We start from the raw sequence: 23,137 nt of genomic DNA on the forward strand, positions 1-23,137 counted from the left end.
CGACTACAGTGCGCAGTGACGGCCCGCCCCGGGCCGGCAACGGCGCCGATGGTCTGATCTGACACATATCCTGGGGCTTATCCGGGCTTCACCTGATGCTCCAGGAGGATGAGCAGATCATGCGTATCGGCGTGCTCACCGGCGGCGGCGACTGCCCAGGTCTCAACGCGGTGATTCGGGCGGTGGTCCGCAAGGGCGTCGCCACCTATGGTCACGAGTTCGTGGGCTTCCGGGACGGCTGGAAGGGCCCGCTCGAAGGCCTGACCAAGCCGCTCGGCATCCCCGAGGTGCGCGGCATCCTGCCCCGCGGCGGCACCATCCTCGGCTCGTCCCGCACCAACCCGTTCAAGATCGAGAACGGCGTGGAGCGGATCAAGGAGAACCTGGCCGCGCAGGGCGTGGACGCGCTGATCGCGATCGGCGGCGAGGACACCCTCGGCGTCGCCACCAAGCTGCACGAGCTGGGCGTCCACGTCATCGGCGTGCCCAAGACGATCGACAACGACCTGGGCGCCACCGACTACACGTTCGGCTTCGACACCGCCGTCAACATCGCCATGGAGGCGATCGACCGGCTGCACACCACAGCGGAGAGCCACCACCGCACGCTCGTGGTCGAGGTCATGGGCCGGCACGCCGGCTGGATCGCCCTGCACGCCGGCCTCGCCGGTGGCGCCAACGTGATCCTGCTGCCGGAGCGGCAGTTCGACGTCGAGCAGGTGGCCGGCTACGTCGAGAAGCGCTTCCAGCACCAGTACGCCCCGATCGTCGTGGTCGCCGAGGGCGCCCAGCCGCTGGACGGCCAGATGGTGCTGCACAACCAGGAGCTGGACGCGTTCGGTCACGTCCGTCTCGGCGGCATCGGCCAGTGGCTGGCCGAGCAGCTGGAGGCCAAGACCGGCAAGGAGGCCCGCACCGTGGTGCTCGGCCACATCCAGCGCGGTGGCACCCCGACCGCGTTCGACCGGGTGCTCGCGACCCGGCTCGGCCTCCAGGCGATCGACGCCGTGCACGAGGGCGACTGGGGCAAGATGGTCGCGATGCAGAGCACGGACATCGTCCGCGTCCCGCTCGCCGACGCCACCCGCGAACTGAAGACCGTGCCGCTGGAGCGGTACGCCGAGGCCGAGGTCTTCTTCGGTAGCTGATCGACGGCACACGGCGTGGCGGGCCGTCGACCGGCCCGCCACGCCGTGCCCACGTGACCCGGGAAGGGGTACGGCTGATGGCAGGTCAGGTGCATACGGTCGCGGTGATCGGCGCGGGCAAGATCGGCGAGCTGATGCTCTCCGGGCTGCTGCGTTCCGGCTGGCCGGTGGAGCGGCTGCTCGCCACCGCGCGGCGGCCGGCCCGGGCGCGGGAACTGACCGAGCGCTACGGCGTACGGGTGGTGGACAACCTGACCGCGGTGGCCGAGGCCGAGGTGCTGGCGGTGTCGGTCAAGCCGCAGGACGCCGCCGCGCTGCTGGACGAGATCGGCCCGAAGGTGCCGGCCGACAAGCTGGTCATCTCGCTCTGCGCCGGCCTGCCGACCGCCTTCTTCAACCGCCGGCTGCCCGAGGGCACCCCGGTGGTCCGGGTCATGACCAACACCCCGGCGCTCGTCGACCAGGCGATCAGCGCGATCTCGGCGGGCGCGTACGCCAGCGGCGAGCACCTGGCGCTGGCGGAGGGGATGTTCTCCCCGCTCGGGGCGACGGTACGGGTGCCCGAGTCGCAGCAGGACGCGGTGACCGCGCTCTCCGGCTCCGGCCCGGCCTACTTCTACCTGCTGGTCGAGGCCATGATCGACGCCGGCATCCTGCTCGGCCTGCCGCGCCAGGTGGCGCACGAGTTGATCGTGCAGACCGCCATCGGCTCGGCGGTGATGCTGCGCGACTCCGGCGAGCACCCGGTGAAGCTGCGTGAGGCGGTCACCTCGCCCGCCGGCACCACCATCTCCGCGATCCGTGAGCTGGAGAACCACGGCGTACGCGCGGCGATGCTGGCGGCGCTGGAGGCGGCCCGGGACCGGGCCCGGGAGATCGCCGCCCAGGCCGACTGACGCTCAGCCGGGCGGCGACGCCGGCCGCGGGTGCCGGCGGAGCAGCGGGATCAGCACGGCCAGGGCGATCAGCCCCCACAGCGGCACCCAGCGGGGCCGGTGCTGGGCCAGCGTGCCGATCGCGCCGCCGGCGCTGTAGCTGACCAGGGCGAGCAGCCCGAGCAGGGTGCCGCGCCGGGCCCGTCCCCGGCCGGCGGTGGGGCCGAACAGCCAGCGGGCGGCCCGCTCACCGGTCTTCGTCGTGGTGTCCGACTGGTAGGTGATCGGCGTCGCGATGCCCGCGGTACGCGTCGCCACCGTGGTCAGGCTGCCCATGGCGACCGCTCCGGCGGCGGCGAGCAGCACCCGTGCGGCCGTCCCGTGCCGGCCGTACGCGAGGGCCAGGTTGAGCACCGTCCAGACGGCCATTGCGGCTTCGGTGACCGCGATGTCGACGAGTGGGGCCGCGGTCGGCCGCGTACGGCGGCGCAGCAGGTTGACCAGCCCGGCGGTGGTGGCGAACGCGACGATGGACGCGGCCGAGACCGGCCAGGTGGGATGCGCGCCGGCCGGTCCCATGCCGAAGAAGATGGCGTTGCCGGACTGGTTGGCGACGAACGCGCCGTACCGCAGGAACGCGAAGGCGTCCAGCGCGCCGGCGGTGACGACGGCGAGCACCAGCGCGGCGATCGGGTGGCGGAACTCGCGGTAGGAGTCCGCGGAGCCGTACGGCGCCGACCGGTTCACCCTTCCCCCGTCCGTGTGCAGGAGCCACCCCGGCGGCGTCCGGCCGTTTCACTGTCGGACCGCAGCGGCGAACCTACTATATGTCGCATATGTGGGTCTTCGGCCGTTTCGTTGGCGGTCGCCGGCGGACGGGGTGAGATGGCGGCGAGCGGACGCGCGGCCGGCCGGCCGTCCCGTCGCAACCTCGTGGCGATCCTGTCGATCGTCGTCCTCTCCGGCGCCTTCTTCGGCTACGACCAAGGCGTCATCAGCGGCGCGCTGCACGACATCCGCCGCACGTTCGACGTGGGCACCTTCGAGGTGGAGGAGGCGGCGAGCTGGGTGACTGTGGGCGCGCTGGCCGGCGCGCTCGCCGGTGGTCACCTCGCCGACCGGGCCGGCCGGCGGGGCGCGCTGTGGGTCGCCGGCGGCGCGTACGTCGTCGCCGCGATCGTGCAGGCGGCGGCGCCGACCATCGGCGCGCTGCTCGGCGCGCGGGTGCTCCTCGGGGTGGGCATCGGCGTGGCCTCGGTCGCCGGGCCGATGTTCGCGGCCGAGGCGGCGCCGGAACGGGTCCGCGGTGGCCTGCTCGGGGTCTACCAGTTCTCCATCACCTTCGCGATCTTCATCGGCTACCTGGCGGACGAGCTCTTCACCGGCGGCGACTCGTGGCGGTACCTGCTCGGCGCGGCGGTCGTGCTGGGCGTGGCGCTGATCCTGGTGACTGTGGTGGTGCCGGACTCGGCGGTCTGGTACCTCAAGCGGGGCGACCGCCGTCGCGCCCGCGAGTCGTTGTGCCGCACCGTCCCCGAGCAGCGGGTGGAGCAGCGCCTCGGCGAGATCGAGAAGAGCCTGCACGGCCGCACGGCGAGCTGGCGGGAACTGCTGTCCCCGCAGTGGCGGCGTCCGCTGGCGCTGGGTGTGGGGCTGGCGCTGTTCCAGCAGGCGACCGGGATCAACGGCATCATCTACTACGCCGACTCGATCTTCGCGGCGGCGGGGTTCCGTACCCCGCAGGCGCAGCTCTCCGCGACCACCTGGGCGGTCGGCGCGGTGGACGCCGCGTTCGCGCTGGTCGCGGTCGGCCTGCTCGACCGCGTCGGCCGCCGGCCGCTGCTGCTGGTCGGCCTGGCCGGGATGGCGGTCTCGCTCGCCGTGGTCAGCGTCAGCTTCCTGGGTGCCGGTGCCGGTGCCGGTGCCGGTGCCGGGCGCGGCGAGGGCCGGGTCACCACCGCGGGCCTGTTCCTGCTGGTCGGCGTGATCTTCTTCGTCGCGTTCTACGCCGTGTCGATCGGCCCGGCCGCCTGGACCGTGATCAACGAGATCTATCCCGGTCCGATCCGCGGCCGGTGCGTGGCGATCGCCACCGCCACCCACTGGGGCACCGAGTACCTGATCACGCAGTTCTTCCTGAGCCTGCTGGACGCGCTCGGCCGGTCGGGCGTGTTCGCGCTCTTCGCCGGGCTGTGCGTGCTCGGTTTCCTGTTCGTGCGGCGCTACCTGCCGGAGACCAGGGGCCGGACGCTGGAGCAGATCCAGCAGATGTGGGTCGCCGACTACGACCGGCGCGAGCGGGCGCACACCAACCCCTGAAATCTCCCTGAACGGGCTTCGAACCGGCCAAAGCTCTCTTACCGTGACGGGATAGCTGAAACCGTACAGAAGGTGCGGACGAAGGGGTCACGAAGTGCATCTCACGCCGAAGGAATTCGACAAGCTGACGATCCACTCGTTGGCGATGGTCGCAAACGCCCGCAAGGCGCGCGGGGTCAAGCTCAACCACCCCGAGGCCGTGGCGGTGATCTGCGCCGCGGCGCTGGAGGGCGCGCGCGAGGGCAAGACCGTCGAGGAGGTCATGAACGACGCGAGCCATGTGCTCACCGCCGACGACGTGATCCCCGGCGTGGCGGACATGATCCCGATGCTCCAGGTCGAAGCGGTCTTCACCGACGGGTCGCGGCTGATCACCGTCCACTCACCCATCCAGTAGAGCAGCGACCGGAGGCCGCGGTCTCCGGCAGAGCGGGGGCGACATGGCGAAGCAACACCCGGGACCGAACTCCAAGCACCTTCGGCCCATCGGCGGCTACAAGCTCAGCGACCAACCTCTGGAACTCAACGCCGGGCGGCCGGTGACCGAGGTGGTCGTGCGGAACACCGGTGACCGGCCCATCCAGGTCGGCTCCCACTTCCACTTCTTCGAGGCCAACCGCTTCCTGGAGTTCGACCGCCCGGCGGCGTTCGGCAAGCGGCTGAACATCCCGGCCACCACCTCGATCCGGTTCGAGCCCGGCGACCGCAAGACCGTCCAGTTGATCCCGTACGGCGGTTCCCAGCGGGTCTACGGCTTCAACGGCCTGGTCCAGGGCTGGACCGGCGACGGGCCGATCCCCGGGTACCGGCCGGACCGGGCCGAGGCGCTCCACCAGGCCCAGACGCGCGGCTTCAAGACGACGACGCAGCAGCAGGGCCAGGCCAAGGACCAGGGCAAGGACCAGGCCAAGGGCAAGGACCAGGACAAGAGCGGCAAGGGCAAGAAGTAGCCCGGCCTTCCTTCGACGCGCCAGAGCTGGAGCGAGAACGCATGAGTCAGATCTCACGGCAGGAATATGCCGGAATGTACGGCCCGACCACGGGCGACCAGATCCGGCTGGGTGACACCGACCTCTACATCGAGATCGAGAAGGACCTGCGGGTCCTCGGTGACGAGGTCATGTACGGCGGTGGCAAGACCCTGCGCGACGGCATGGGCAGTGCCAGCCAGGCCACCAGCGCCGAGGGCGTGGTGGACCTGGTGATCACCAATGTGACGATCGTCGACGCGCTGCTCGGTGTGGTCAAGGCGGACGTGGGGATCAAGGACGGCAAGATCGCCGGGATCGGCAAGGCCGGCAACCCCAACATCATGGACGGGGTGACACCGGGCCTGGTGACCGGTCCGGGCACCGACGCGATCTCCGGTGAGCACCTGATCCTGACCGCCGGCGGCATCGACGCGCACGTCCACCTGGTCACCCCGCAGCAGGTGTGGGCCGCGCTCAGCAACGGCGTTACCACCCTCTGGGGCGGCGGTACCGGGCCCACCGACAGCACGAACGGCGTCACCATCACGCCCGGCCCGTGGAACATCCAGAACATGATGCGGTCCTTCGAGGACCTGCCGATCAACATCGGCCTGCTGGGCAAGGGCAACAGCAGTGGCCGGGCGCCGCTCGTCGAGCAGATCATGGCCGGGGTGCCCAGCTTCAAGATCCACGAGGACTGGGGCGCCCCGCCCGCGGTGATCCGGTCCTGCCTCGCCGTGGCCGACGAGTACGACGTCCAGATCAGCATCCACACCGACACGCTCAACGAGAGCGGCTACATCGAGGACAGCATCGCCGCCTTCGAGGGCCGGACCATCCACACCTTCCACACCGAGGGCGCCGGTGGCGGGCACGCGCCGGACATCATCAAGGTCGCCGGCCAGATGAACGTGCTGCCCGCGTCGACCACGCCCACCGTGCCGTACGGCATCAACAGCCAGTCCGAGCTGTACGACATGATCATGGTCTGTCACAACTTCAACCCGAAGGTGCCCTCGGACGTCGCCTTCGTGGAGAGCCGGATCCGCACCGAGACCATCGCCGCCGAGGACGTGCTCCTCGACGAGGGCGTCATCTCGATGATGCAGAGCGACTCGCAGGCCATGGGCCGGGTTGGGGAGACCTGGCTGCGGACCGTCCAGCTCGCCGGCCAGATGAAGAACGTCCGCGGCAAGCTGGCCGAGGACTCCGACGCCAACGACAACTTCCGGGTCCTGCGCTACGTCGCCAAGATGACCATCAACCCGGCGATCACCCAGGGCGTCTCGCACGTCATCGGCTCGGTCAGCCCGGGCAAGCTCGCCGACCTGGTGCTCTGGGAGCCCGCGTTCTTCGGCACGAAGCCGAAGATGGTGCTCAAGGGCGGCATGATCGCCTGGTCGATCATGGGCGACCCGAACGCCTCGCTGCCCACCCCGCAGCCGGTCTACTACCGGCCCATGTTCGGCGCCACCGGCTCCCAGCTCGCCAGGAACTGCGTGACCTTCGTGTCCCGCGCCGCGCACGAGTCGGGTGTGGCCGAGCAGCTCGGCCTGCAACGGCAGGTGATGCCGGTATACGGCTGCCGCAACCTGACCAAGCGCGACATGGTGCGCAACGACCGTACGCCGAAGCTCGAAGTCGACCCGGAGACCTTCGCCGTGAAGATGGACGGCGTGCACGCGACAGTGCCGGCGGCCAAGAACCTCCCCCTCAGCCAGCTCTACTTCTTCAGCTGACCCGGCGCGGTGCCCGCAGCCGGCCCGGCCGGTGGCGGGGTCGCGTGAAAGGAGAACACATGCTCGTCGAAACGGTACTCGGCAACGTGAACGAGCCGGCCTGGACCGAGCGGCTCCGGGAGGCCAAGGTCGACGACCTGGTCCTCGACCAGTGGGACGCCCAGAAGAGCCGGCTGCGCCGGACCACCAGCCTCGGCACCGAACTGGCGCTGTCCCTGGCCCGCGGTGTACGGCTGCGCGACGGTGACGTGCTGGCCTGGGACGACGCCACGGCGACGGCGGTGGTGGCCCGGATCGCGCTCGGCGAGGTCATGGTCGTGCACCTCGACACGCTGCACGGTGAGTCCCTGGACATGGTGATCCGCTCGGCCGTCGAGCTCGGCCACGCGATCGGCAACCAGCACTGGCCGGCGGTGGTGAAGGGCACCAAGATGTACGTCCCGCTCACTGTGGACCGCAAGGTCATGGACTCGGTGATGCGCACGCACGCGTTCACCGGCCTCACCCACGAGTTCATCCCCGGCACCGAGATCATCGCGTACCTGGCCCCGCACGAGTCGCGGCGCCTGTTCGGCGGGGCCGACTCGACCCCGCACACGCACCTGCCCGCCGATCTGAACTGAGGGGCCGGGGTGTCCACGGTGACCGAGGCCCTGAAGCTGCTCCAGTTCGGTGACTCGGTCTTCCCGGTCGGTGCCTTCTCCTTCTCCAACGGGTTGGAGACGGCGGTCGAGCAGGGCGCGGTGCACGACCGGGCCACGTTGCAGGAGTTCGTGCGTACTGTCACCCGCGCCGCCGCCACCGGTGACGGGGTGGCGCTGCTCGTGGCGCACCGCGCCGCCCTCGCCGGGGACCCCGACCGGATCCGGGCGGCCGACGAGGCCGTACACCTGCGCAAGATCAACGAGGAGACGCGGACGATGACCGTCCGCATGGGGCGCAAGCTGGCCGAGGCCGCCGAACGGGTGGTGGGGGAGTCCCTGCTGCGCAAGCGCGTCGCGGAGAGCGGCACCGGCGTCCCGGTCACCTACCCGGTCGCGCTCGGCGTGCTCTTCGCCGAACTCGGCGTGGACGAGGCGGACGCGTTCGCCGCCCACCAGTACGGCGCGGCCTCCATGGTGCTCGGCGCGGCGGTCCGGCTGATGCGGGTGGACCACCTCGACACCCAGTCGATCCTCTTCGCGGTGAACGAGCGGGTCGGCGAGGACTACGAGGAGGTGCGCACCGCCGGGCTCGACGACATGCAGAGCTTCGCGCCGCACCTCGACGTGCTGGCCGGCGCGCACCAGCACGCACACGTACGGATGTTCATGAGCTGAACGCTCATCACCTGAAGGGCTTTCTCAACAATGAAATCAGCGAGTCGGATCGGCGTGGGCGGCCCGGTGGGCAGCGGCAAGACGGCCATCATCGAGGCCGTCGTGCCCCGCCTGGTCGAGCAGGGCCTGCGCATCCTGGTCATCACCAACGACGTGGTCACCACCGAGGACGCCAAGCACGTCCGCCGCGCCCTGACCGGCGTGCTGGTGGAGGAACGCATCGTCGGGGTGGAGACCGGCGCCTGCCCGCACACCGCTGTTCGCGAGGACCCCAGCATGAACCTCGCCGCGGTGGAGGACATGGAGGCGCGGTTCCCGGACAGCGACGTCGTGCTCATCGAGAGCGGCGGGGACAACCTCACGCTCACCTTCAGCCCCGCGCTCGTCGACTACTTCATCTACGTGATCGACGTGGCGGCCGGCGACAAGATCCCGCGCAAGAACGGCCCTGGTATCTCCAAGTCCGACATCCTCGTGATCAACAAGACCGACCTGGCCCCGTACGTCGACGCCGACCTGGACGTGATGGCCCGCGACGCCGAGCTGATGCGCGGCGGCAAGCCGTTCGTGTTCACCAACTGCAAGACCGGTGAGGGCATCGACGACCTGGTGGACCTGGTCCGCCGCAACGCGCTCTTCGACGCCGAAGTCCTGGCATGACCACTCTGGACTCCGTCCGGGAACTCGCGCCGTACCAGGACCAGCCGGCGCAGTTGCCGGCTGCCGCGAACGGCAAGGTGGGCATCCTCCGGCTGGGGTTCGAGCGGCGCGGCGACCGGACCATCATGCGCGACGTCTTCCGGCAGTCCCCGCTGCTGGTGCAGCGCGCGCTGTACTGGGACGAGGAGATGCCGGGCCTGCCCTGCGTCATGATCCTCACCACCTCCGGCGGCGTGCTCCAGGGCGACCGGCTGCGCATGGACGTCGGCCTCGGGCCCGGCGCGCAGGCGCACCTGGTCACCCAGGCTGCCACCAAGATCCAGGAGATGGACGCCAACTACGGCACCCAGACCCAGAGCTTCACCCTGGCCGACGACGCCTACCTGGAGTTCCTGCCCGAGCCGGTGATCCCGTTCCGGCGCAGCCGGTTCGTCTCCGACACCGTGGTCCGCCTGCCGCAGACCGCGACGATGCTGTACGCCGAGGTGCTCCAGCCCGGCCGCAAGTACTACCGCGACGGCGAGATCTTCGCGTACGACCTGTTCTCCACCACGCTGCGGGCGCAGCGGCCCGACGGACGCCCGCTGTTCGTGGAGAAGTTCGTCATCACTCCCGGCCGGGTCCCGGTGACGCGGATCGGCGTGATGGACCGCTTCCACGTCTTCGGCAACGCCGTGCTGCTCACCGACCCGGACCGGGCGGCCCGGGTCTTCGAGCGGACCGCGACGCCGGTGTGGGACGAGCAGACGCCGCTGGCCACCGCTGTCAGCCGGCTGCCGAACGACGCCGGCCTGGTGTTCAAGGTGCTGGGCCAGGAGACCGAACCGGTCCGCGCCGCGGTACGCGCGTTCTGCACGGCCGCCCGTGAAGAGGTGACCGGCTGCACCTTCCCGCCGGTCTTCAGCTGGCGTTGAGGCGAGGAGAAGACCGACATGGCCGACATCGGACGAGGCTGGCGCCACCTGGCCGACCGGAACCCACTGGTCCGGTTCGTCGACGCGTGCCTGCGCGGCGCCGCCCAGGTGGTGCTGCAGAACAATCCGCTGAGCGGCCTGCTCATCCTGATCGCGCTCGCCTGGGGCGCGTTCGAGGCCGGCACACCCCGGGTGATCGGTGGCGGCGTGCTCGCCCTGGTCGTGGGCACCGCCACCGCGCTGGCGCTGCGGGTCGACCCGGCCAGCTGGCGCAAGGGCCTGTTCGGCTTCAGCCCGCTGCTGACCGGCCTGGCGGTGCCCACGTTCCTCGACAAGCGCCCGATGATGTGGCTCTACCTGGTGCTCGGCGCGATCGGCACGGTGGTGGTCACGCTCGCCCTCAACGCCGTCTTCAAACGCTGGAACCTGACCGCCTACACCTTCCCGTTCGTGCTCACGACCTGGTTCCTGCTGATGGGCGCGTACCAGTTCGACAAGTTCACGGTGCTGACCAAGCTGACACCGACGTTCCCCGGCGAGGGACCGCTGACCGGCGGCACCTTCGGCTGGGGCCTCATCCCGACCTTCCTCAAGGGCGTGTCCCAGGTCTACCTGATCGAGAGCTGGGTCACCGGACTGCTCATCCTCATCGCCCTGCTGATCAACTCCCGCTGGTCGGCGCTGTTCGCGGTGATCGGCACCGTCGGCGCGACACTGCTGGCGCTCTGGTTCGGCGCCGACGGCGCGTCGCTGGACAAGGGCCTGTTCGCCTTCAACGCCGTGCTGACCGCGATCGTGGTGGGCGCTGTCGCGCACCGCCCCGGCACGCTGGTGACCGTCTACACGCTGTTCGGCATCGCGCTGACGCTGTTCGTACAGATGGCGCTGACCACCATGCTCACCCCGCTGGGCATTCCGGTGCTGACCGGTCCGTTCAACATCGCCACCTGGCTGTTGCTGCTGCCGGACCGGCACTTCGCGCCGTTGCCCAACCACGAGCGGGTGAAGGACACCTTCCTGGCCACCGCTCGTGACTCCGTCCACCTGCGAGACAAGGGGGGAAACCATGTCCGCTCCGAACGCGGGTGACACCGCCTGGGTGCTTGTGTGCGCCGGCCTCGTCCTGTTCATGACACCGGGCCTGGCCGCCTTCTACGGCGGTATGGTCCGCACCCGCAACGTGCTGGCGATGCTGCAACAGAACATGATCGCGTTGGGCGTGGTCAGCCTGACGTGGGTGCTCGTCGGCTACACCATCGCCTTCGGCGACGACGCCGGCAGCGGGCTGTTCGGCAACCTGGAGCTGTTCGGGCTCACCGATCTGAAGGTGCCGCCCGCGCCCAACCTGCACGTGGTCGACGGCCGGATCACCATCCCCACGCTGGCGTTCGTCCTGTTCCAGATGATGTTCGCGGTGATCACACCGGCGCTCGTCACCGGCGCCACAGCGGGCCGGCTGCGCTTCGGCGGCTGGGTGCTGTTCCTCGCGGTCTGGTCGGTGGTGGTCTACGCGCCGATCGCGCACTGGCTCTGGCACCCCGGCGGATGGCTGGCGAAGTTCGGCACCCAGGACTGGGCCGGCGGGCTCGTCGTGCACGCCAGCGCCGGCGCCGCCGTGCTGGCCGTCCTGCTCGTCGTCGGCCGCCGCCGGGACTGGCCGCACACCGCCGCGCCACCGAACTCGATCCCGCTGACCATCGTCGGCGCGGGGATCCTCTGGTTCGGCTGGTTCGGCTTCAACGGCGGCGACGGCCTCCAGGCCAACGGCCTGGCCGCGCAGGCCGTCCTCAACACGCACCTCGCCGCCGCGGCGGCGATGCTCGTCTGGCTGGGGCTGGAACGCGTCACCGACGGGCACAGCACCGTCGTGGGCGCGGTCTCCGGCGCGGTGGCGGGCCTCGCGACGGTCACCCCGACCGCCGGGTACGTCAACGCGGCCTCGGCCGTCGCGATCGGGGCGCTGGCCGGCCTGGTCTGCCACTTCGCGCTGAAGCTGAAGTACCTGCTGCGCCTCGACGACGCGCTCGACGTGCTCGCCGTGCACTTCGTCGGCGGCATGCTCGGCACGCTCCTGCTCGGCCTGTTCGGCAACCGCGGGGTCAACCCGCTCGGCGCCGACGGGCTGTTGCTCGGCGGCGGGGGCGGCCTGCTGTGGCGCCAGATCGTCGGCGTGGTCGCGGTGGTCGCGTTCTCCTTCGTCCTCACCTGGCTGATCGCCGCCGGGGTGCAGGCGCTGATCGGCCTGCGCGTGCCGCTCGCCGACCAGGAACGCCTGGACCAGGCGCAACAGGGCGCCGACGCGTACCACCTAGGCGGGGTCACCAGCCTGACCGCGCCGGGCGCGCCCCGCCGCCGTACCGGAGCGGCGCCGGCCGGCGAACCGGCAGTGCCACCAGGCCAGCGGGTACGGGTGGTCACCGCGCTGCTGGAACCGGATCCGGCGGCCAACAGCGCCGACCTGCGCGACGCCCTGCTTGCCGCCGGCGCGATCTCGGTGATCGTCAGCGACGCCGCCGTGGCGACGACCACGCCGCAGGCGAGCCTGCTGCCGCGCGGCTACTGGCAGGACCAGCCCCTCGCCGCCCGATTGCGGGTCACGGTGCTGGTCGGCGCTGACGGCGTGGGTGCGGTGCTGGACGAGCTGGACCGGATGGGCGCGCGGCGGAGCGACACGTTCGTGCAGGAGGCGGAACGCGTCTGATTCCTTGAGTGGTAGGGCGCGATGACGCAGGCTGTGCGTATGGCGCGACAGCATTCTCCGATCCTCGACCCGCCACCCGGTCACGGCCTTCGCCATGCGCTGGGATCGGGCGGCTCGTGGTAGCGGGCAACGGTCACGTCGACAGGCCAAGCCGTCGAGTCCCGCGACGGGACATGATCATCCGCCCGTTCCCCGTCTTGGCTGCGGACCAACAGCCTGAGGCCGCTCTGGACCGTTTGCGCGGGTGGGCGGAAGGGCAGGCTGAGGACGCGGTTGCCTGGTACCTGCGCGACAAGGCGGTACGCCGCAGGATCTCCCGCCTGCTGCGCGGTTGCGCGATTCTGCTGGGGATCGCTGGCGGAGTCGTGCCCCTCGTCAGCGCGGCGAGCGCTGGGAGCGGCGCCAGCTGGGGATATGTCCTGCTCGCTATTGCTGGTGGCTGCCTGGCCTTCGACCACTTCTTTGGCCTGTCCTCCGCCTGGATGCGCGACATCGCTACCGCGCAAGCGCTTCAGCGGGCACTCATCGAGTTCCGGCTGGACTGGGTTGCCACGCAGTTGGGTGTCGCGGCCACGGAGGACGCGGTGGTACGGCGGCGCGAGGAACTAATCCGCGTGCTCGTGCTGCGGACGGCCGAGTTGGTCGAGGCGGAGACCGGCGAGTGGCTCAGTGAGTTCCGCAGCAACATCGGTGACCTAAACCGGCGGAGCGGATGGTCGCCCGCAGCGGACCACACCTCCGTCGGAGCGGGTCAATCGGCCGGTGCCGCCGGCAAGCAGGCCGATATCACTTGAGGCCGCCTCGGGTGCGGTGCAGCACTGAAGGTGTAGTGGTCGCACAACTCGCGGAAGGCGTCGAGCGTCACGTCCGGCGCGTACTGCGGAGGATCATCGCTCTTGACTTCTGCTGCGGTGACGGCCGCCGGGTCCCAGTGGGACAGTGCGACCAAGCCGCGCCAGAGGTCGGAGTCGTGGTGGGTGCCGTAGCGAGCCCAGGCGGCGAGCATCCCTGCTCGCTTGGCCATCGCCACGTCCTTGCTCAGGCTGTCGCCCACGTACAGGCAGTGGGCAGTCGGAACGCCGAGCTGCTCGGAGATCTGACGGGCGATCTCCGGATTGGGCTTGCGTGCCGTCGGTGGCAGTACGCGAACCTCGATTGCGGCCGGAAGGGACAGTCGATCGGCGCCCAACGGGTGTGGTGGCCCGACGAACCGGGGCGCGTAGATCGCCTCCAACATCGCGTCCAACCCGAGCGACCTTGCTCGACTGCTGATGTTCACGTCCTTGGCCTCGGTGTGTCCCACAACGTGACAACCTGTGGCCTTGATGGCCCGGAGCGTGCTTTCCACATCCGGATAGAGGTGAAGGTGACGTCGCCGGACCTCGTTGAAAGCGGCGAAGGCCGGCAGTAGGTGCTCGTGTCGTGCTCGTTGGCTCATCCCGGGTAGGCGTCGCTCGACGGCAGAGGTCTCGAGCAGCGCGAAGGGGTGCTCGGTGTTGCCGTGGTTGCGGTGAACGGCCTGGAGGTTGTTGCGCAACTCGTCCTCGGACACGTCGAGGAGTTCGGCGGCTACGGCCACCATCGCTCGCACTGCCGGCACGAAGTACGCCACCCAGTCGTACAACGTATTGTCCATGTCGAGGATGAGGGCGTGCACGACGGGCCGTCTGATGGTCATGGGGAAACGACCTTCCAGGGGGCAATCTCAAGCCGGCCGTCTGACCCTGTTGCCAGCGGGGCCCGCCAGGTCATGAAGCGTTCGAACGAGCCTTGTTGTTGACTCCGGTACATCTCCAACTCCACGACTGGACCCGCCATCCGGATCAGGTTGAAGAAGTTACGCCGACCGTCTGACGATCTCGAGCCGCTGCTCCCGCCACCGACGATGTTGAAGCGTCCCAGGTCCCAGCGTTCGTTGCTGTATTCGGGGAGATGGTACGCCTCGGTGCGCCAGACGAACGCGCGGTGCTTGTGCCCGTGCACCGCGAGGTGCACCCCGTCACGGGCGGCCAGGCGCTGGATCCTTGGTGCGTCGATGGCGATCCCGAAACCCGTCGCGTACTCGTCGGGCGATTCGAGGTCCTCGGTCAGTGCGAGATGATGATGCAGCGCGAGCACGCGCAGGGCTGATCCAGGGCTCGACCAGGCGAGCGCACTGGTCACCTCGCGGTATGCGGACTCCTGGACCCGGCCCATGCCCGCCAGGAACGACTGCCCCTGTTCCAGCGAACTGGAGTTGACCGCGGCGATGTCGACCAGGTTGCCGCCGGGGAAGACGAAGCGGCGAGCCATCGAGAGGTGGGGTGAGGCCGGGTATCCGTATAGGGCGCGAAAGAACTCCCGGTAGTCGGCCGTTGCCGCCGCCGGAGCCACCTCGACCGGTGCTCCGTATTCGTACGAGTCACCGCGGGTCCAGGCGATGTCGTGATTGCCGGGGATGACGACGAGATGTTCCATGCCCAGCCCGAGCAGCCCATTGGTGAGCTTGAAGAGGCCGGCCCGCGCCGCCGCGAACTCGTCGCGGTGGGCGACGTAGGTGAGATCGCCCGTTACGAGGACCGCTCCTACCGACCGCTGATCACGAGCCAGGGCATCGGAGATCGCGTCGACCATGGTCGGGCGAGTAGCGCCGTCCTCGGTCTCCAGCCGCCACTGATGCTCCGACCGAAACCGCCCGGTCGCATAGTGCGGATCGGTGAGGTGCAGCAGCCACGGCCCTGGGCAGGCGATCGGCTCGGCGGACAGCGCGCCGTCCTGGCGTGGCGACGCGGTCAGGAACCGCTCGCTGGAGTCAGCCGGCTGGGCCGGACGGATCTCCCAGATGGTGGTGTCCATCGCGCGCAGCTCGTCAGCGTCCAGGATCCGCTTACCCACCAGCCGCTCCATTTGGCCTCGCGGATGATGTGGCAACGGCGGTGCGGCGGCGAAGGAGAACTTCCCGAAGAATTCCATCGGCTCCTCGGCCAGGGCCACCAGCCGTAGCCATCCCCGGCTGTGCCGACTCGCCCGATAGTAGGGTGGAACGCCGTCCCGTTCGGCGTCGGGCGGACTGAGCGAGGTGAAGGCCCCGAGATCGTCCGGCTGCGGCAGGATCACGCGGTCGACGATGGCGGGATGAACGAGGCCCGTCCCGGAGTGGAACAGCCCGATCGGCACCCGAGGTCCCTCCAGCGTCTCGCGTTCGAGCGCCTCCCATACCTCCAGTCGTCCGGGTTCGTTGGGTCGCTTCCACCAGCCCCACCAGCACCAACCACGCTCCTGCAGGACGGCGCGATGCTCGGGCAGGGTGTCGGCGACCAGATCCCGGTACCGGAACAGGTACCGCGGGTCCGGGGTGCTGGGGCTGGGCGAACGATCGCTCATGCCAGTGAGCCTCCAACGGCGGGCGAGGGGTGTCCGGGCAAGCCGAGGGCCGATCCGGGAGAAACCATCTGTATACCCGAGCGCGACGATGCTCGATACCCGGCGCCGTTCCGGCGGTGCCGTGTGGCAGCTTCCCTCCGGACGGTCGTGCCGCATACTGGCCCGGTGTTCACTCTCGCCCAGGCGCGACACCTGGTGGCCACGCTGCGGCCGCGCGTCGACGAGCTGATCCGGCTGCGGGCCGACCTGGCCGAGCTGCGGGTCGATCTGGCCGATCACGGCGTCAGCGCGCTCGGCGGGTTGGCCGAGGTGAAGGCGCTGGAGGCGCGGTTGCATCTCGTGGTGGACGAGTTCCACCAGCACGAGATCGCGGTGAAGGGGATCGCCCCGGTGCTGCTCGACTTCCCCGGTGAGCGCGACGGCCGGGCGGTGCTGTGGTGCTGGCTGGAGGGGGACACCGACATCCGGTGGTACCACCGGGTCGAGTGCGGTTTCGCCGGCCGCCGCCCCGTCTGAGCGAGCCGTGGTCCGGCCCGAGCCGCCCTGTCCGCGTCTGATCTGCGTCGATTCGTCCTCGCTGGCGGAAACCTTCGGTGCGGTGCGCGAAACCGGCAACGATTTGTCGGCGTAAGTCGCTATGCGCGCCGGGCCGCAAATCGGTGATCTTCCATGCCCTGTGATCTTATTGATATCTATCTCTCACCACCACTTCACGCCCCCAGGAGTGCGACGTGCGGAGATCCCGTCTTGCCACCCTCGCCCTGACTCTGGCCGCCTCGGTCGGGGTCACTCTGTCTCTGGCCGCCCCCGCCCAGGCGGCCCCGTCCGACCGCTATGTCGCGCTCGGCGACTCGTACGCCTCCGGCGTCGGCGCCGACAGCTACACGTCCGAGAGCGGTAACTGCCTGCGCAGTACGAACGCTTATCCGGCGCTCTACAACACCAACATCAAGCCCGCGTCGTACCGTTCGGTCGCCTGCTCCGGCGCCACCACGGCGGACGTCATCAACAGCCAGCTCTCCGCGCTCTCCTCCACCACCACGCTGGTTAGCGTCACAGTGGGCGGCAACGACGTCGGCTTCGCCAACATCATGAGCACCTGCGTGCTCCAGGGGGAGACCCAGTGCGTGGCGGCCGTGCAGTCCGCCATGAACGTGGCCCGCACCTCGATGCCGGGCCGCCTCGCCAACGTCTACAACGGCATCAAGAGCCGCTCGCCCTCGGCCCGCGTCGTGGTGGTCGGCTACCCGGTCTTCTACCAGCTCGGCACCACCTGCGTCGGGCTCAGCGCGACGTCCCGGGCGAAGATCAACGAGGGCATCAACCTGCTCGACGACATCACCCGTACGGCCGCCGTCTCGGCCGGCTTCAAATTCGCCGACGTCCGCTCCATCTTCGTCGGCCACCAGCTGTGCAGCGGCGGGACCAAGTGGCTGCACGCCCTGAACGTGCTGAGCCTGAGCAAGTCGTACCACCCGACGGCCGCGGGGCAGTCCGGCGGCTACTACCCGGTCTTCCGGTCCGCCGCCGGCTGACCCGGTCCACGGCAGCGGCACGCCTCCGGACGGGGGCGTGCCGCTGCGCCGTGCCCTGCGGCGCTCAGGCGGGCAGGACCTTCTCGATCGCCGTACGCAGCTCCGGTGAGTCGGGCGTGACCTGCGGCGCGAACCGGCCCGCGACGGTGCCGTCCGGCGCGACGAGGAACTTCTCGAAGTTCCAGCGCACGTCGCCGGTGTGCCCCTCGGCGTCCGGCGTGGACACCAGCTCCGCGTAGAGCGGGTGCCGGTCCGGCCCGTTGACGTCGACCTTCTCCGTCATCGGGAACGTCACGCCGTAGTTGACCTGGCAGAACTCCTCGATCTCGGCGGCGCTGCCCGGCTCCTGGCCGGCGAACTGGTTGCACGGCACCCCGAGCACCGTCAGCCCGCGTCCGGCGTACGTGTCGGCGAGTTCCTGAAGGCCCGCGTACTGCGGGGTGAGGCCGCAGCGGGAGGCCACGTTGACCACGAGCAGGGCGCGGCCGCGGTAGCTGCCGAGGCCGGCCGGGCCGCCGGTGAGGGCGTCGATCTGGACGTCGAAAACGGTCATGGCACGAGGCTACGGGCACCCGCGTGGGCGGTGCCGTGCCGTCCGGGAAATCGATGCATCGACATCTTGACGAAGTGGCGACGGTGTGAGTAGCGTCTCAGCAATCAATTTGGAAAGTTTCCTAACTATTGGAGGGACGCCGTATGAAGAGATCGCTCCGCCGGGCCCTGTGGGCCACCGGCGCCGTGGTCGCGCTCGCGGTCGCCGCGGTGCCCATGACCACCGCGTCGGCCGCCGGCAGCGTCACCGCCACGTTCGCCAAGGTGCAGGACTGGGGGACCGGCCACGAGGGACGGGTGACAGTCACAAACGGCACCAGCTCCACGGTCAACGGCTGGCGCATCGAGTTCACGCTGCCCTCCGGCACCTCGATCAGCAGCTCCTGGGACGCCGACATCACCCGCAGCGGCGACCGCTACGTGGCGGTGAACAAGAGCTGGGCGGCCACGCTCGCCCCGGGCGCCAGCTTCAGCTGGGGCTACAACGGCACCGGCGCGTACAAGGCGCCGGTGAGCTGCACGATCAACGGTGGCTCCTGCACCGGCGGCGGCACGCCGACGACCGCCGCACCGACCACGACCCCGCCGACCACGACGCCGCCCACCACCACGCCGCCGACGACCACCCCGCCGACGACGCAGCCGCCCACCACGCCGCCGCCCGGTGGCAAGAAGATCGTCGGCTACTTCGCCGAGTGGGGCGTCTACGCCCGCAACTACCACGTCAAGAACATCCACACCAGCGGCTCGGCCGCGAAGCTGACCCACATCCTGTACGCCTTCGGCAACACCACCGGCGGCCGGTGCAGCATCGGTGACAGCTACGCCGACTACGAGAAGGCGTACACCGCCGCGGACAGCGTCGACGGCGTCGCCGACACCTGGGACCAGCCGCTGCGCGGCAGCTTCAACCAGCTGCGCAAGCTGAAGAAGATGTACCCGAACCTGAAGGTGCTCTGGTCCTTCGGCGGCTGGACCTGGTCCGGCGGCTTCACCCAGGCCGCGCAGAACCCGGCCGCGTTCGCCGACTCCTGCTACTCGCTGGTCAAGGACCCGCGCTGGGCGGACGTCTTCGACGGCATCGACGTCGACTGGGAGTACCCGAACGCCTGCGGCCTCCAGTGCGACAGCAGCGGCCCGAACGCGTTCAAGAACGTGGTCTCGGCGCTGCGGAGCAAGTTCGGCTCCAGCTTCCTGGTCACCGCGGCGATCACCGCCGACGGCAGCAACGGCGGCAAGATCGACGCCACCGACTACGCCGGCGCCGCGACCAACCTCAACTGGCTGATGCCGATGACGTACGACTACTTCGGCGCCTTCAACGCCCAGGGACCGACCGCGCCGCACTCGCCGCTCTACTCGTACACCGGGATCCCGCAGCAGGGCTTCTGGTCGGACGCGGCGATCCAGAAGCTCAAGTCCAAGGGCGTGCCGTCCAGCAAGCTGCTGCTCGGCGTCGGCTTCTACGGACGCGGCTGGACCGGCGTGACCCAGGCCGCACCCGGCGGCAGCGCCACCGGCGCGGCACCGGGCACCTACGAGGCGGGCATCGAGGACTACAAGGTGCTCAAGAACAGCTGCCCGGCCACCGGCACCGTCGGCGGCACGGCGTACGCCAAGTGCGGCAGCAACTGGTGGAGCTACGACACCCCGTCGACCATCGGCGGGAAGATGAGCTATGCCAACAGCCAGGGCCTCGGTGGCGCGTTCTTCTGGGAGCTCTCCGGTGACACAGGCAACGGCGAGCTGATCGGCGCCATCAAGGGCGGTCTCGGCTGAGCCGAGGGCCGACGCACCACCCACCCGGCGGGGAGGGGCCACACCGGCCCCTCCCCGCCCGCGTGCCGTCCTGGCCGAGCGCACCGATCCGGGTCAGGATGGGGAGTCACCCGGCGGCGCGGGCCGGGTGTGGCACACTCGCCGCTCGACGAGTCCACGCGACGGGAGGACAGATGGGTCGCAGCCACCGGGGCCGGTTCGCCGGCCTCGCTCTCCTCGCGTTCCTGCCGGTGGCCCTGGCCGCCTGCGGCTCGAACGGTCAGGAGGGCGGCGACGCCCGGCCCAGCGAGAAGGCGCCCGCCGAGGAGGCGGCGGCCAAGAGCCGGGAACGCGTGCAGGCGTACCTGGACGCGCTGACCGCCCGCGACGCCGACGCCGGCCGCAGCCAGCTCTGCGCGCCCATGCACGCCGCCTTCGACTCCGCCGCCACCGGCCCGAACGGCGACTTCGCCGACCACTTCACGGTGCCGCAGGCGACCATCACCGACGTCCGCTCCGGCCCGAACGGCCAGGAGGTCAGCGCCTCGGTCACTGTCACCGCCGGATCGCGTACGGCCGCCCGGTCGCTGCTGTTCACCGTCACCCGGAACGGGGCGGACTGGTGCATCTCCGGCGAGGTGCCCGTCGACACTCCGGTCGAGCCGACCCCCGAACCGGCAGGGCCGGCATCGGGCGGCGGGACCACCGACCCGACGGGACCGCCGCCGGCCGCGCCGGCCTCGCCGGTGTCCTCCCAGTGACCGGAACCATCCCCCTCGGCGGCGAGTGATCGCTTCGGTCGCCGTACGCTTTCTCTCATGCGCCATGAGTGGCATCAGCTGAGTCACCCCGCCGTGGGCAGCCCTGGTCTGCAGACCAGCCGCCCGACCGCCGACTCCGCCGAGGACGCGGCCCTCGGCCTCGACCGTTGGCGGGAGCTGCCGCGCGCGCAGACCCCGCCGTGGGACGACCCGGCCCAGGTCGCCGAGGTCTGCCGGGTGCTGGACACGGTGCCGTCGGTGGTCGCGCCCTACGAGGTCGACCAGCTGCGGCAGCGGCTCGCGCTGGTCTGCGAGGGCAAGGCGTTCCTGCTCCAGGGCGGCGACTGCGCGGAGACCTTCGCCGACAACACCGAGAGCCACCTGCTCGCCAACGCCCGCACGCTGCTCCAGATGGCCATCGTGCTCACCTACGGCGCGTCGCTGCCGGTGGTCAAGGTCGCCCGGGTGGCCGGCCAGTACACCAAGCCCCGGTCCCTGCCGACCGACGCCCGGGGCCTGCCCGCCTACCGCGGCGACATGATCAACTCGCTGGAGGCCACGCCGGAGGCGCGGGTCGCCGACCCGCAGCGCATGATCCGGGCGTACGCGAACTCGGCCGCCGCGATGAACATGCTCCGGGCGTACCTGGCCGGCGGGCTGGCCGACCTGCACGCGGTGCACGACTGGAACAAGGACTTCGTGCGGCGGTCCCCGGCCGGGGAGCGCTACGACGCGATCGCCCGCGAGATCGACCGGGCGCTGGCCTTCATCCGGGCCTGCGGGATGACCGACGACGAGGCGCTGCGTACCGTCACGCTGCACTGCTCACACGAGGCGCTGGCGCTGGAGTACGACCGGGCGCTGACCCGGATCTCCAACGGCAAGGCGTACGGCCTGTCCGGGCACTTCCTCTGGATCGGGGAACGGACCCGGCAGATCGACGGCGCGCACATCGACTTCATCTCCCGCATCGCCAACCCGATCGGGGTCAAGCTCGGCCCGACGACCACCCCGGACGAGGCGATCGAGCTCTGCGAGAAGCTCAACCCGGACAACATCCCCGGCCGGCTCACGCTGATCAGCCGGATGGGCAACCACCGGGTCCGCGACGCGCTGCCGCCGATCGTCGCCAAGGTCACCGCCGCCGGCGCGAAGGTCGTCTGGCAGTGCGACCCGATGCACGGCAACACACACGAGTCCTCAAACGGCTACAAGACCCGGCACTTCGACCGGATCGTCGACGAGGTGCTCGGCTACTTCGAGGTGCACCGCGGTCTGGACACCCACCCGGGCGGCCTGCACGTCGAGCTGACCGGCGAGGACGTCACCGAGTGCCTCGGCGGCGCCCAGGGCATCGAGGACCTGGACCTGCCCGACCGGTACGAGACCGCCTGCGACCCCCGGCTGAACACCCAGCAGTCGCTGGAGTTGGCGTTCCTGGTGGCGGAGATGCTCCGTGGCTGAGGTCATCGACCTGCGGACGGACACGGTGACCCGGCCGACGCCGGGGATGCGGGAGGCGATGGCCGCCGCCGAGGTGGGCGACGACGTCTACGGCGAGGACCCGACCGTCACCGCGCTGGAGGCCGAGGTGGCCGCGCTCTTCGGCCACGAGGCGGCGCTGTTCGCCCCGAGCGGCTCGATGGCCAACCAGATCGCGCTCCAGTTGCACGTACCCCCCGGTGACGAGCTGCTCTGCGACGCCGACGCGCACGTGGTCACGTACGAGGTCGGCGCCGCCGCCGCGTACGGCGGGATCTCCTCGCGGACGTGGCCGGCGGTCGGCGCGGAGCTGGACCCCGACGTGGTCGCCGGGATGATCCGGCCGGACGGCTACTTCGCGGTGCCCACCCGCGCGATCGCCGTGGAGCAGACCCACAACCGGGGCGGCGGTGGGGTGATCCCGCTGCCGACGCTGCGCCGGATGCGGGAGGTCGCCGACGAGCACGGGGTGGCGCTGCACTGCGACGGCGCGCGGATCTGGCACGCGCACGTGGCCGACGGGGTGCCGCTGGCCGAGTACGGCGTGCTGTTCGACACGCTCTCGGTCTGCCTCTCCAAGGGCCTCGGCGCGCCGGTCGGCTCGCTGGTGGTGGGCAGCGCCGAGAAGATCGCCCGGGCGCGGTTCCTCCGCAAGCGGATGGGCGGCGGCATGCGGCAGGTCGGCATCCTCGCCGCCGCCGGCCGGTACGCGCTGGCGCACCACGTCGAGCGGCTCGCCGACGACCACGCCAAGGCGGCCCGGCTGGCCGAGGCGGTCGCCCCGCACGGGGTGCTCGCGGCGGTGGTGCGGACCAACATCGTGCCGCTCGACCTGACCAAGCACCCGCTGGACGCGCCCGCGCTGGCTGCCGCCGCGCGGGCGGAAGGGCTGCTTATCTCGGTGCTCGGCCCGCGTACCGCCCGGCTGGTCACCCACCTGGACGTCGCCGACGCGCAGATCGACCGCGCCGCCACCATCCTGCACACCGCCCTGCGCGCCTGACCCCGCGCGCCTGCCCCCGCCCCGCCCACGCCCGTTG

22 protein-coding genes and 1 pseudogene are annotated in these 23,137 nt (G+C 70.5%); 19 read left to right on the plus strand and 4 right to left on the minus strand.

Going from position 1 to position 23,137, the window contains the following annotated elements; translation table 11 throughout:
- Nucleotides 1-119 precede the first annotated feature (119 nt).
- Together ACGFIA_RS00215 and proC are read left to right on the plus strand one after the other, a co-directional pair.
- Entirely contained in the window at nt 120-1,148 is a 1,029-nt protein-coding gene (locus ACGFIA_RS00215) for a 6-phosphofructokinase (protein ID WP_073831551.1), read from the plus strand.
- A 77-nt stretch (nt 1,149-1,225) separates the two neighbouring features.
- Nucleotides 1,226-2,044 carry a pyrroline-5-carboxylate reductase gene (proC, locus tag ACGFIA_RS00220; RefSeq protein ID WP_357380678.1) on the plus strand — a complete coding sequence of 273 codons (819 nt, stop codon included), beginning with the start codon at nt 1,226-1,228 and terminating at the stop codon, nt 2,042-2,044.
- A gap of 3 nt (nt 2,045-2,047) precedes the next feature.
- On the opposite strand, the gene ACGFIA_RS00225 is transcribed toward proC, so the two are convergent.
- Entirely contained in the window at nt 2,048-2,770 is a 723-nt protein-coding gene (locus ACGFIA_RS00225; protein WP_357469633.1) for a YoaK family protein, read from the minus strand.
- A 138-nt stretch (nt 2,771-2,908) separates the two neighbouring features.
- Between ACGFIA_RS00225 and ACGFIA_RS00230 the strand changes: the two genes are divergently transcribed.
- From ACGFIA_RS00230 to ACGFIA_RS00280, 11 genes and pseudogenes are all read left to right on the plus strand, one after another.
- Nucleotides 2,909-4,342 carry a sugar porter family MFS transporter gene (locus tag ACGFIA_RS00230; RefSeq protein ID WP_393257597.1) on the plus strand — a complete coding sequence of 478 codons (1,434 nt, stop codon included), beginning with the start codon at nt 2,909-2,911 and terminating at the stop codon, nt 4,340-4,342.
- A 94-nt stretch (nt 4,343-4,436) separates the two neighbouring features.
- Entirely contained in the window at nt 4,437-4,739 is a 303-nt protein-coding gene (locus ACGFIA_RS00235; protein ID WP_013287657.1) for an urease subunit gamma, read from the plus strand.
- Between the two features lie 43 nt (nt 4,740-4,782).
- Nucleotides 4,783-5,118: pseudogene (locus tag ACGFIA_RS00240) on the plus strand (urease subunit beta); the annotation flags it as partial.
- 215 nt (nt 5,119-5,333) lie between these two features.
- Nucleotides 5,334-7,052 carry an urease subunit alpha gene (locus ACGFIA_RS00245; protein ID WP_357469628.1) on the plus strand — a complete coding sequence of 573 codons (1,719 nt, stop codon included), beginning with the start codon at nt 5,334-5,336 and terminating at the stop codon, nt 7,050-7,052.
- A gap of 59 nt (nt 7,053-7,111) precedes the next feature.
- The gene (gene ureE, locus ACGFIA_RS00250) at nt 7,112-7,675 is read left to right on the plus strand and encodes an urease accessory protein UreE (protein ID WP_013475749.1); all 564 of its coding nucleotides are present in this window, start codon (nt 7,112-7,114) and stop codon (nt 7,673-7,675) included.
- Nucleotides 7,676-7,693: 18 nt separating this feature from the next.
- Nucleotides 7,694-8,371 carry an urease accessory protein UreF gene (locus ACGFIA_RS00255; RefSeq protein ID WP_357469625.1) on the plus strand — a complete coding sequence of 226 codons (678 nt, stop codon included), beginning with the start codon at nt 7,694-7,696 and terminating at the stop codon, nt 8,369-8,371.
- A 30-nt stretch (nt 8,372-8,401) separates the two neighbouring features.
- Nucleotides 8,402-9,031, plus strand: coding sequence for an urease accessory protein UreG (gene ureG / locus ACGFIA_RS00260; protein ID WP_013287653.1), 630 nt, complete (start codon nt 8,402-8,404; stop codon nt 9,029-9,031).
- Nucleotides 9,028-9,945, plus strand: a complete 918-nt coding sequence (locus tag ACGFIA_RS00265) for an urease accessory protein UreD (protein WP_357476664.1) — start codon at nt 9,028-9,030, stop codon at nt 9,943-9,945. The genes ureG and ACGFIA_RS00265 overlap by 4 nt, the downstream gene beginning before the upstream one ends.
- Before the next feature lie 18 nt (nt 9,946-9,963).
- Nucleotides 9,964-11,034, plus strand: a complete 1,071-nt coding sequence (gene yut / locus ACGFIA_RS00270) for an urea transporter (protein WP_357476667.1) — start codon at nt 9,964-9,966, stop codon at nt 11,032-11,034.
- On the plus strand, nt 11,012-12,646 hold the full coding sequence (locus ACGFIA_RS00275) for an ammonium transporter (protein WP_393257604.1): 1,635 nt from the start codon (nt 11,012-11,014) through the stop codon (nt 12,644-12,646). Before yut ends, ACGFIA_RS00275 begins: the two co-directional genes overlap by 23 nt.
- A 173-nt stretch (nt 12,647-12,819) precedes the next feature.
- Nucleotides 12,820-13,440, plus strand: a complete 621-nt coding sequence (locus tag ACGFIA_RS00280) for an SLATT domain-containing protein (RefSeq protein ID WP_357469612.1) — start codon at nt 12,820-12,822, stop codon at nt 13,438-13,440.
- Here the strand turns inward: ACGFIA_RS00280 and ACGFIA_RS00285 are convergent.
- Together ACGFIA_RS00285 and ACGFIA_RS00290 are read right to left on the minus strand one after the other, a co-directional pair.
- Entirely contained in the window at nt 13,398-14,324 is a 927-nt protein-coding gene (locus ACGFIA_RS00285; protein ID WP_357469609.1) for an HAD-IA family hydrolase, read from the minus strand. The genes ACGFIA_RS00280 and ACGFIA_RS00285 overlap by 43 nt on opposite strands.
- Nucleotides 14,321-16,009: a metallophosphoesterase family protein gene (locus ACGFIA_RS00290; RefSeq protein WP_393257609.1), complete on the minus strand. Its 1,689-nt coding sequence runs from the start codon at nt 16,007-16,009 to the stop codon at nt 14,321-14,323. Before ACGFIA_RS00290 ends, ACGFIA_RS00285 begins: the two co-directional genes overlap by 4 nt.
- A gap of 165 nt (nt 16,010-16,174) precedes the next feature.
- Here ACGFIA_RS00290 and ACGFIA_RS00295 point away from each other — a divergent pair, with 165 nt between their 5' ends.
- On the plus strand, nt 16,175-16,525 hold the full coding sequence (locus ACGFIA_RS00295; RefSeq protein ID WP_260034125.1) for a DUF2203 domain-containing protein: 351 nt from the start codon (nt 16,175-16,177) through the stop codon (nt 16,523-16,525).
- Nucleotides 16,526-16,740: 215 nt separating this feature from the next.
- Entirely contained in the window at nt 16,741-17,544 is an 804-nt protein-coding gene (locus tag ACGFIA_RS00300) for an SGNH/GDSL hydrolase family protein (RefSeq protein ID WP_262013278.1), read from the plus strand.
- Between the two features lie 64 nt (nt 17,545-17,608).
- Here the strand turns inward: ACGFIA_RS00300 and ACGFIA_RS00305 are convergent, their stop codons facing one another.
- Nucleotides 17,609-18,097 (minus strand): glutathione peroxidase, encoded by a 489-nt coding sequence (locus tag ACGFIA_RS00305; RefSeq protein WP_357469603.1) that lies wholly within the window; start codon nt 18,095-18,097, stop codon nt 17,609-17,611.
- 143 nt (nt 18,098-18,240) lie between these two features.
- Between ACGFIA_RS00305 and ACGFIA_RS00310 the strand changes: the two genes are divergently transcribed.
- From ACGFIA_RS00310 to ACGFIA_RS00325, 4 genes are all read left to right on the plus strand, one after another.
- Nucleotides 18,241-19,875 (plus strand): glycosyl hydrolase family 18 protein, encoded by a 1,635-nt coding sequence (locus ACGFIA_RS00310; RefSeq protein ID WP_357469600.1) that lies wholly within the window; start codon nt 18,241-18,243, stop codon nt 19,873-19,875.
- Between the two features lie 173 nt (nt 19,876-20,048).
- The gene (locus ACGFIA_RS00315) at nt 20,049-20,615 is read left to right on the plus strand and encodes a hypothetical protein (RefSeq protein WP_393257615.1); all 567 of its coding nucleotides are present in this window, start codon (nt 20,049-20,051) and stop codon (nt 20,613-20,615) included.
- 57 nt (nt 20,616-20,672) lie between these two features.
- Entirely contained in the window at nt 20,673-22,079 is a 1,407-nt protein-coding gene (locus tag ACGFIA_RS00320; RefSeq protein WP_013475760.1) for a class II 3-deoxy-7-phosphoheptulonate synthase, read from the plus strand.
- Complete coding sequence (locus ACGFIA_RS00325; RefSeq protein WP_357469595.1) at nt 22,072-23,100, plus strand: GntG family PLP-dependent aldolase; 1,029 nt, start codon at nt 22,072-22,074, stop codon at nt 23,098-23,100. Before ACGFIA_RS00320 ends, ACGFIA_RS00325 begins: the two co-directional genes overlap by 8 nt.
- Nucleotides 23,101-23,137 lie beyond the last annotated feature (37 nt).

It is taken from the genome of Micromonospora sp. NPDC049203, from assembly GCF_043197215.1.
Taxonomy (GTDB): Bacteria; Actinomycetota; Actinomycetes; order Mycobacteriales; family Micromonosporaceae; genus Micromonospora.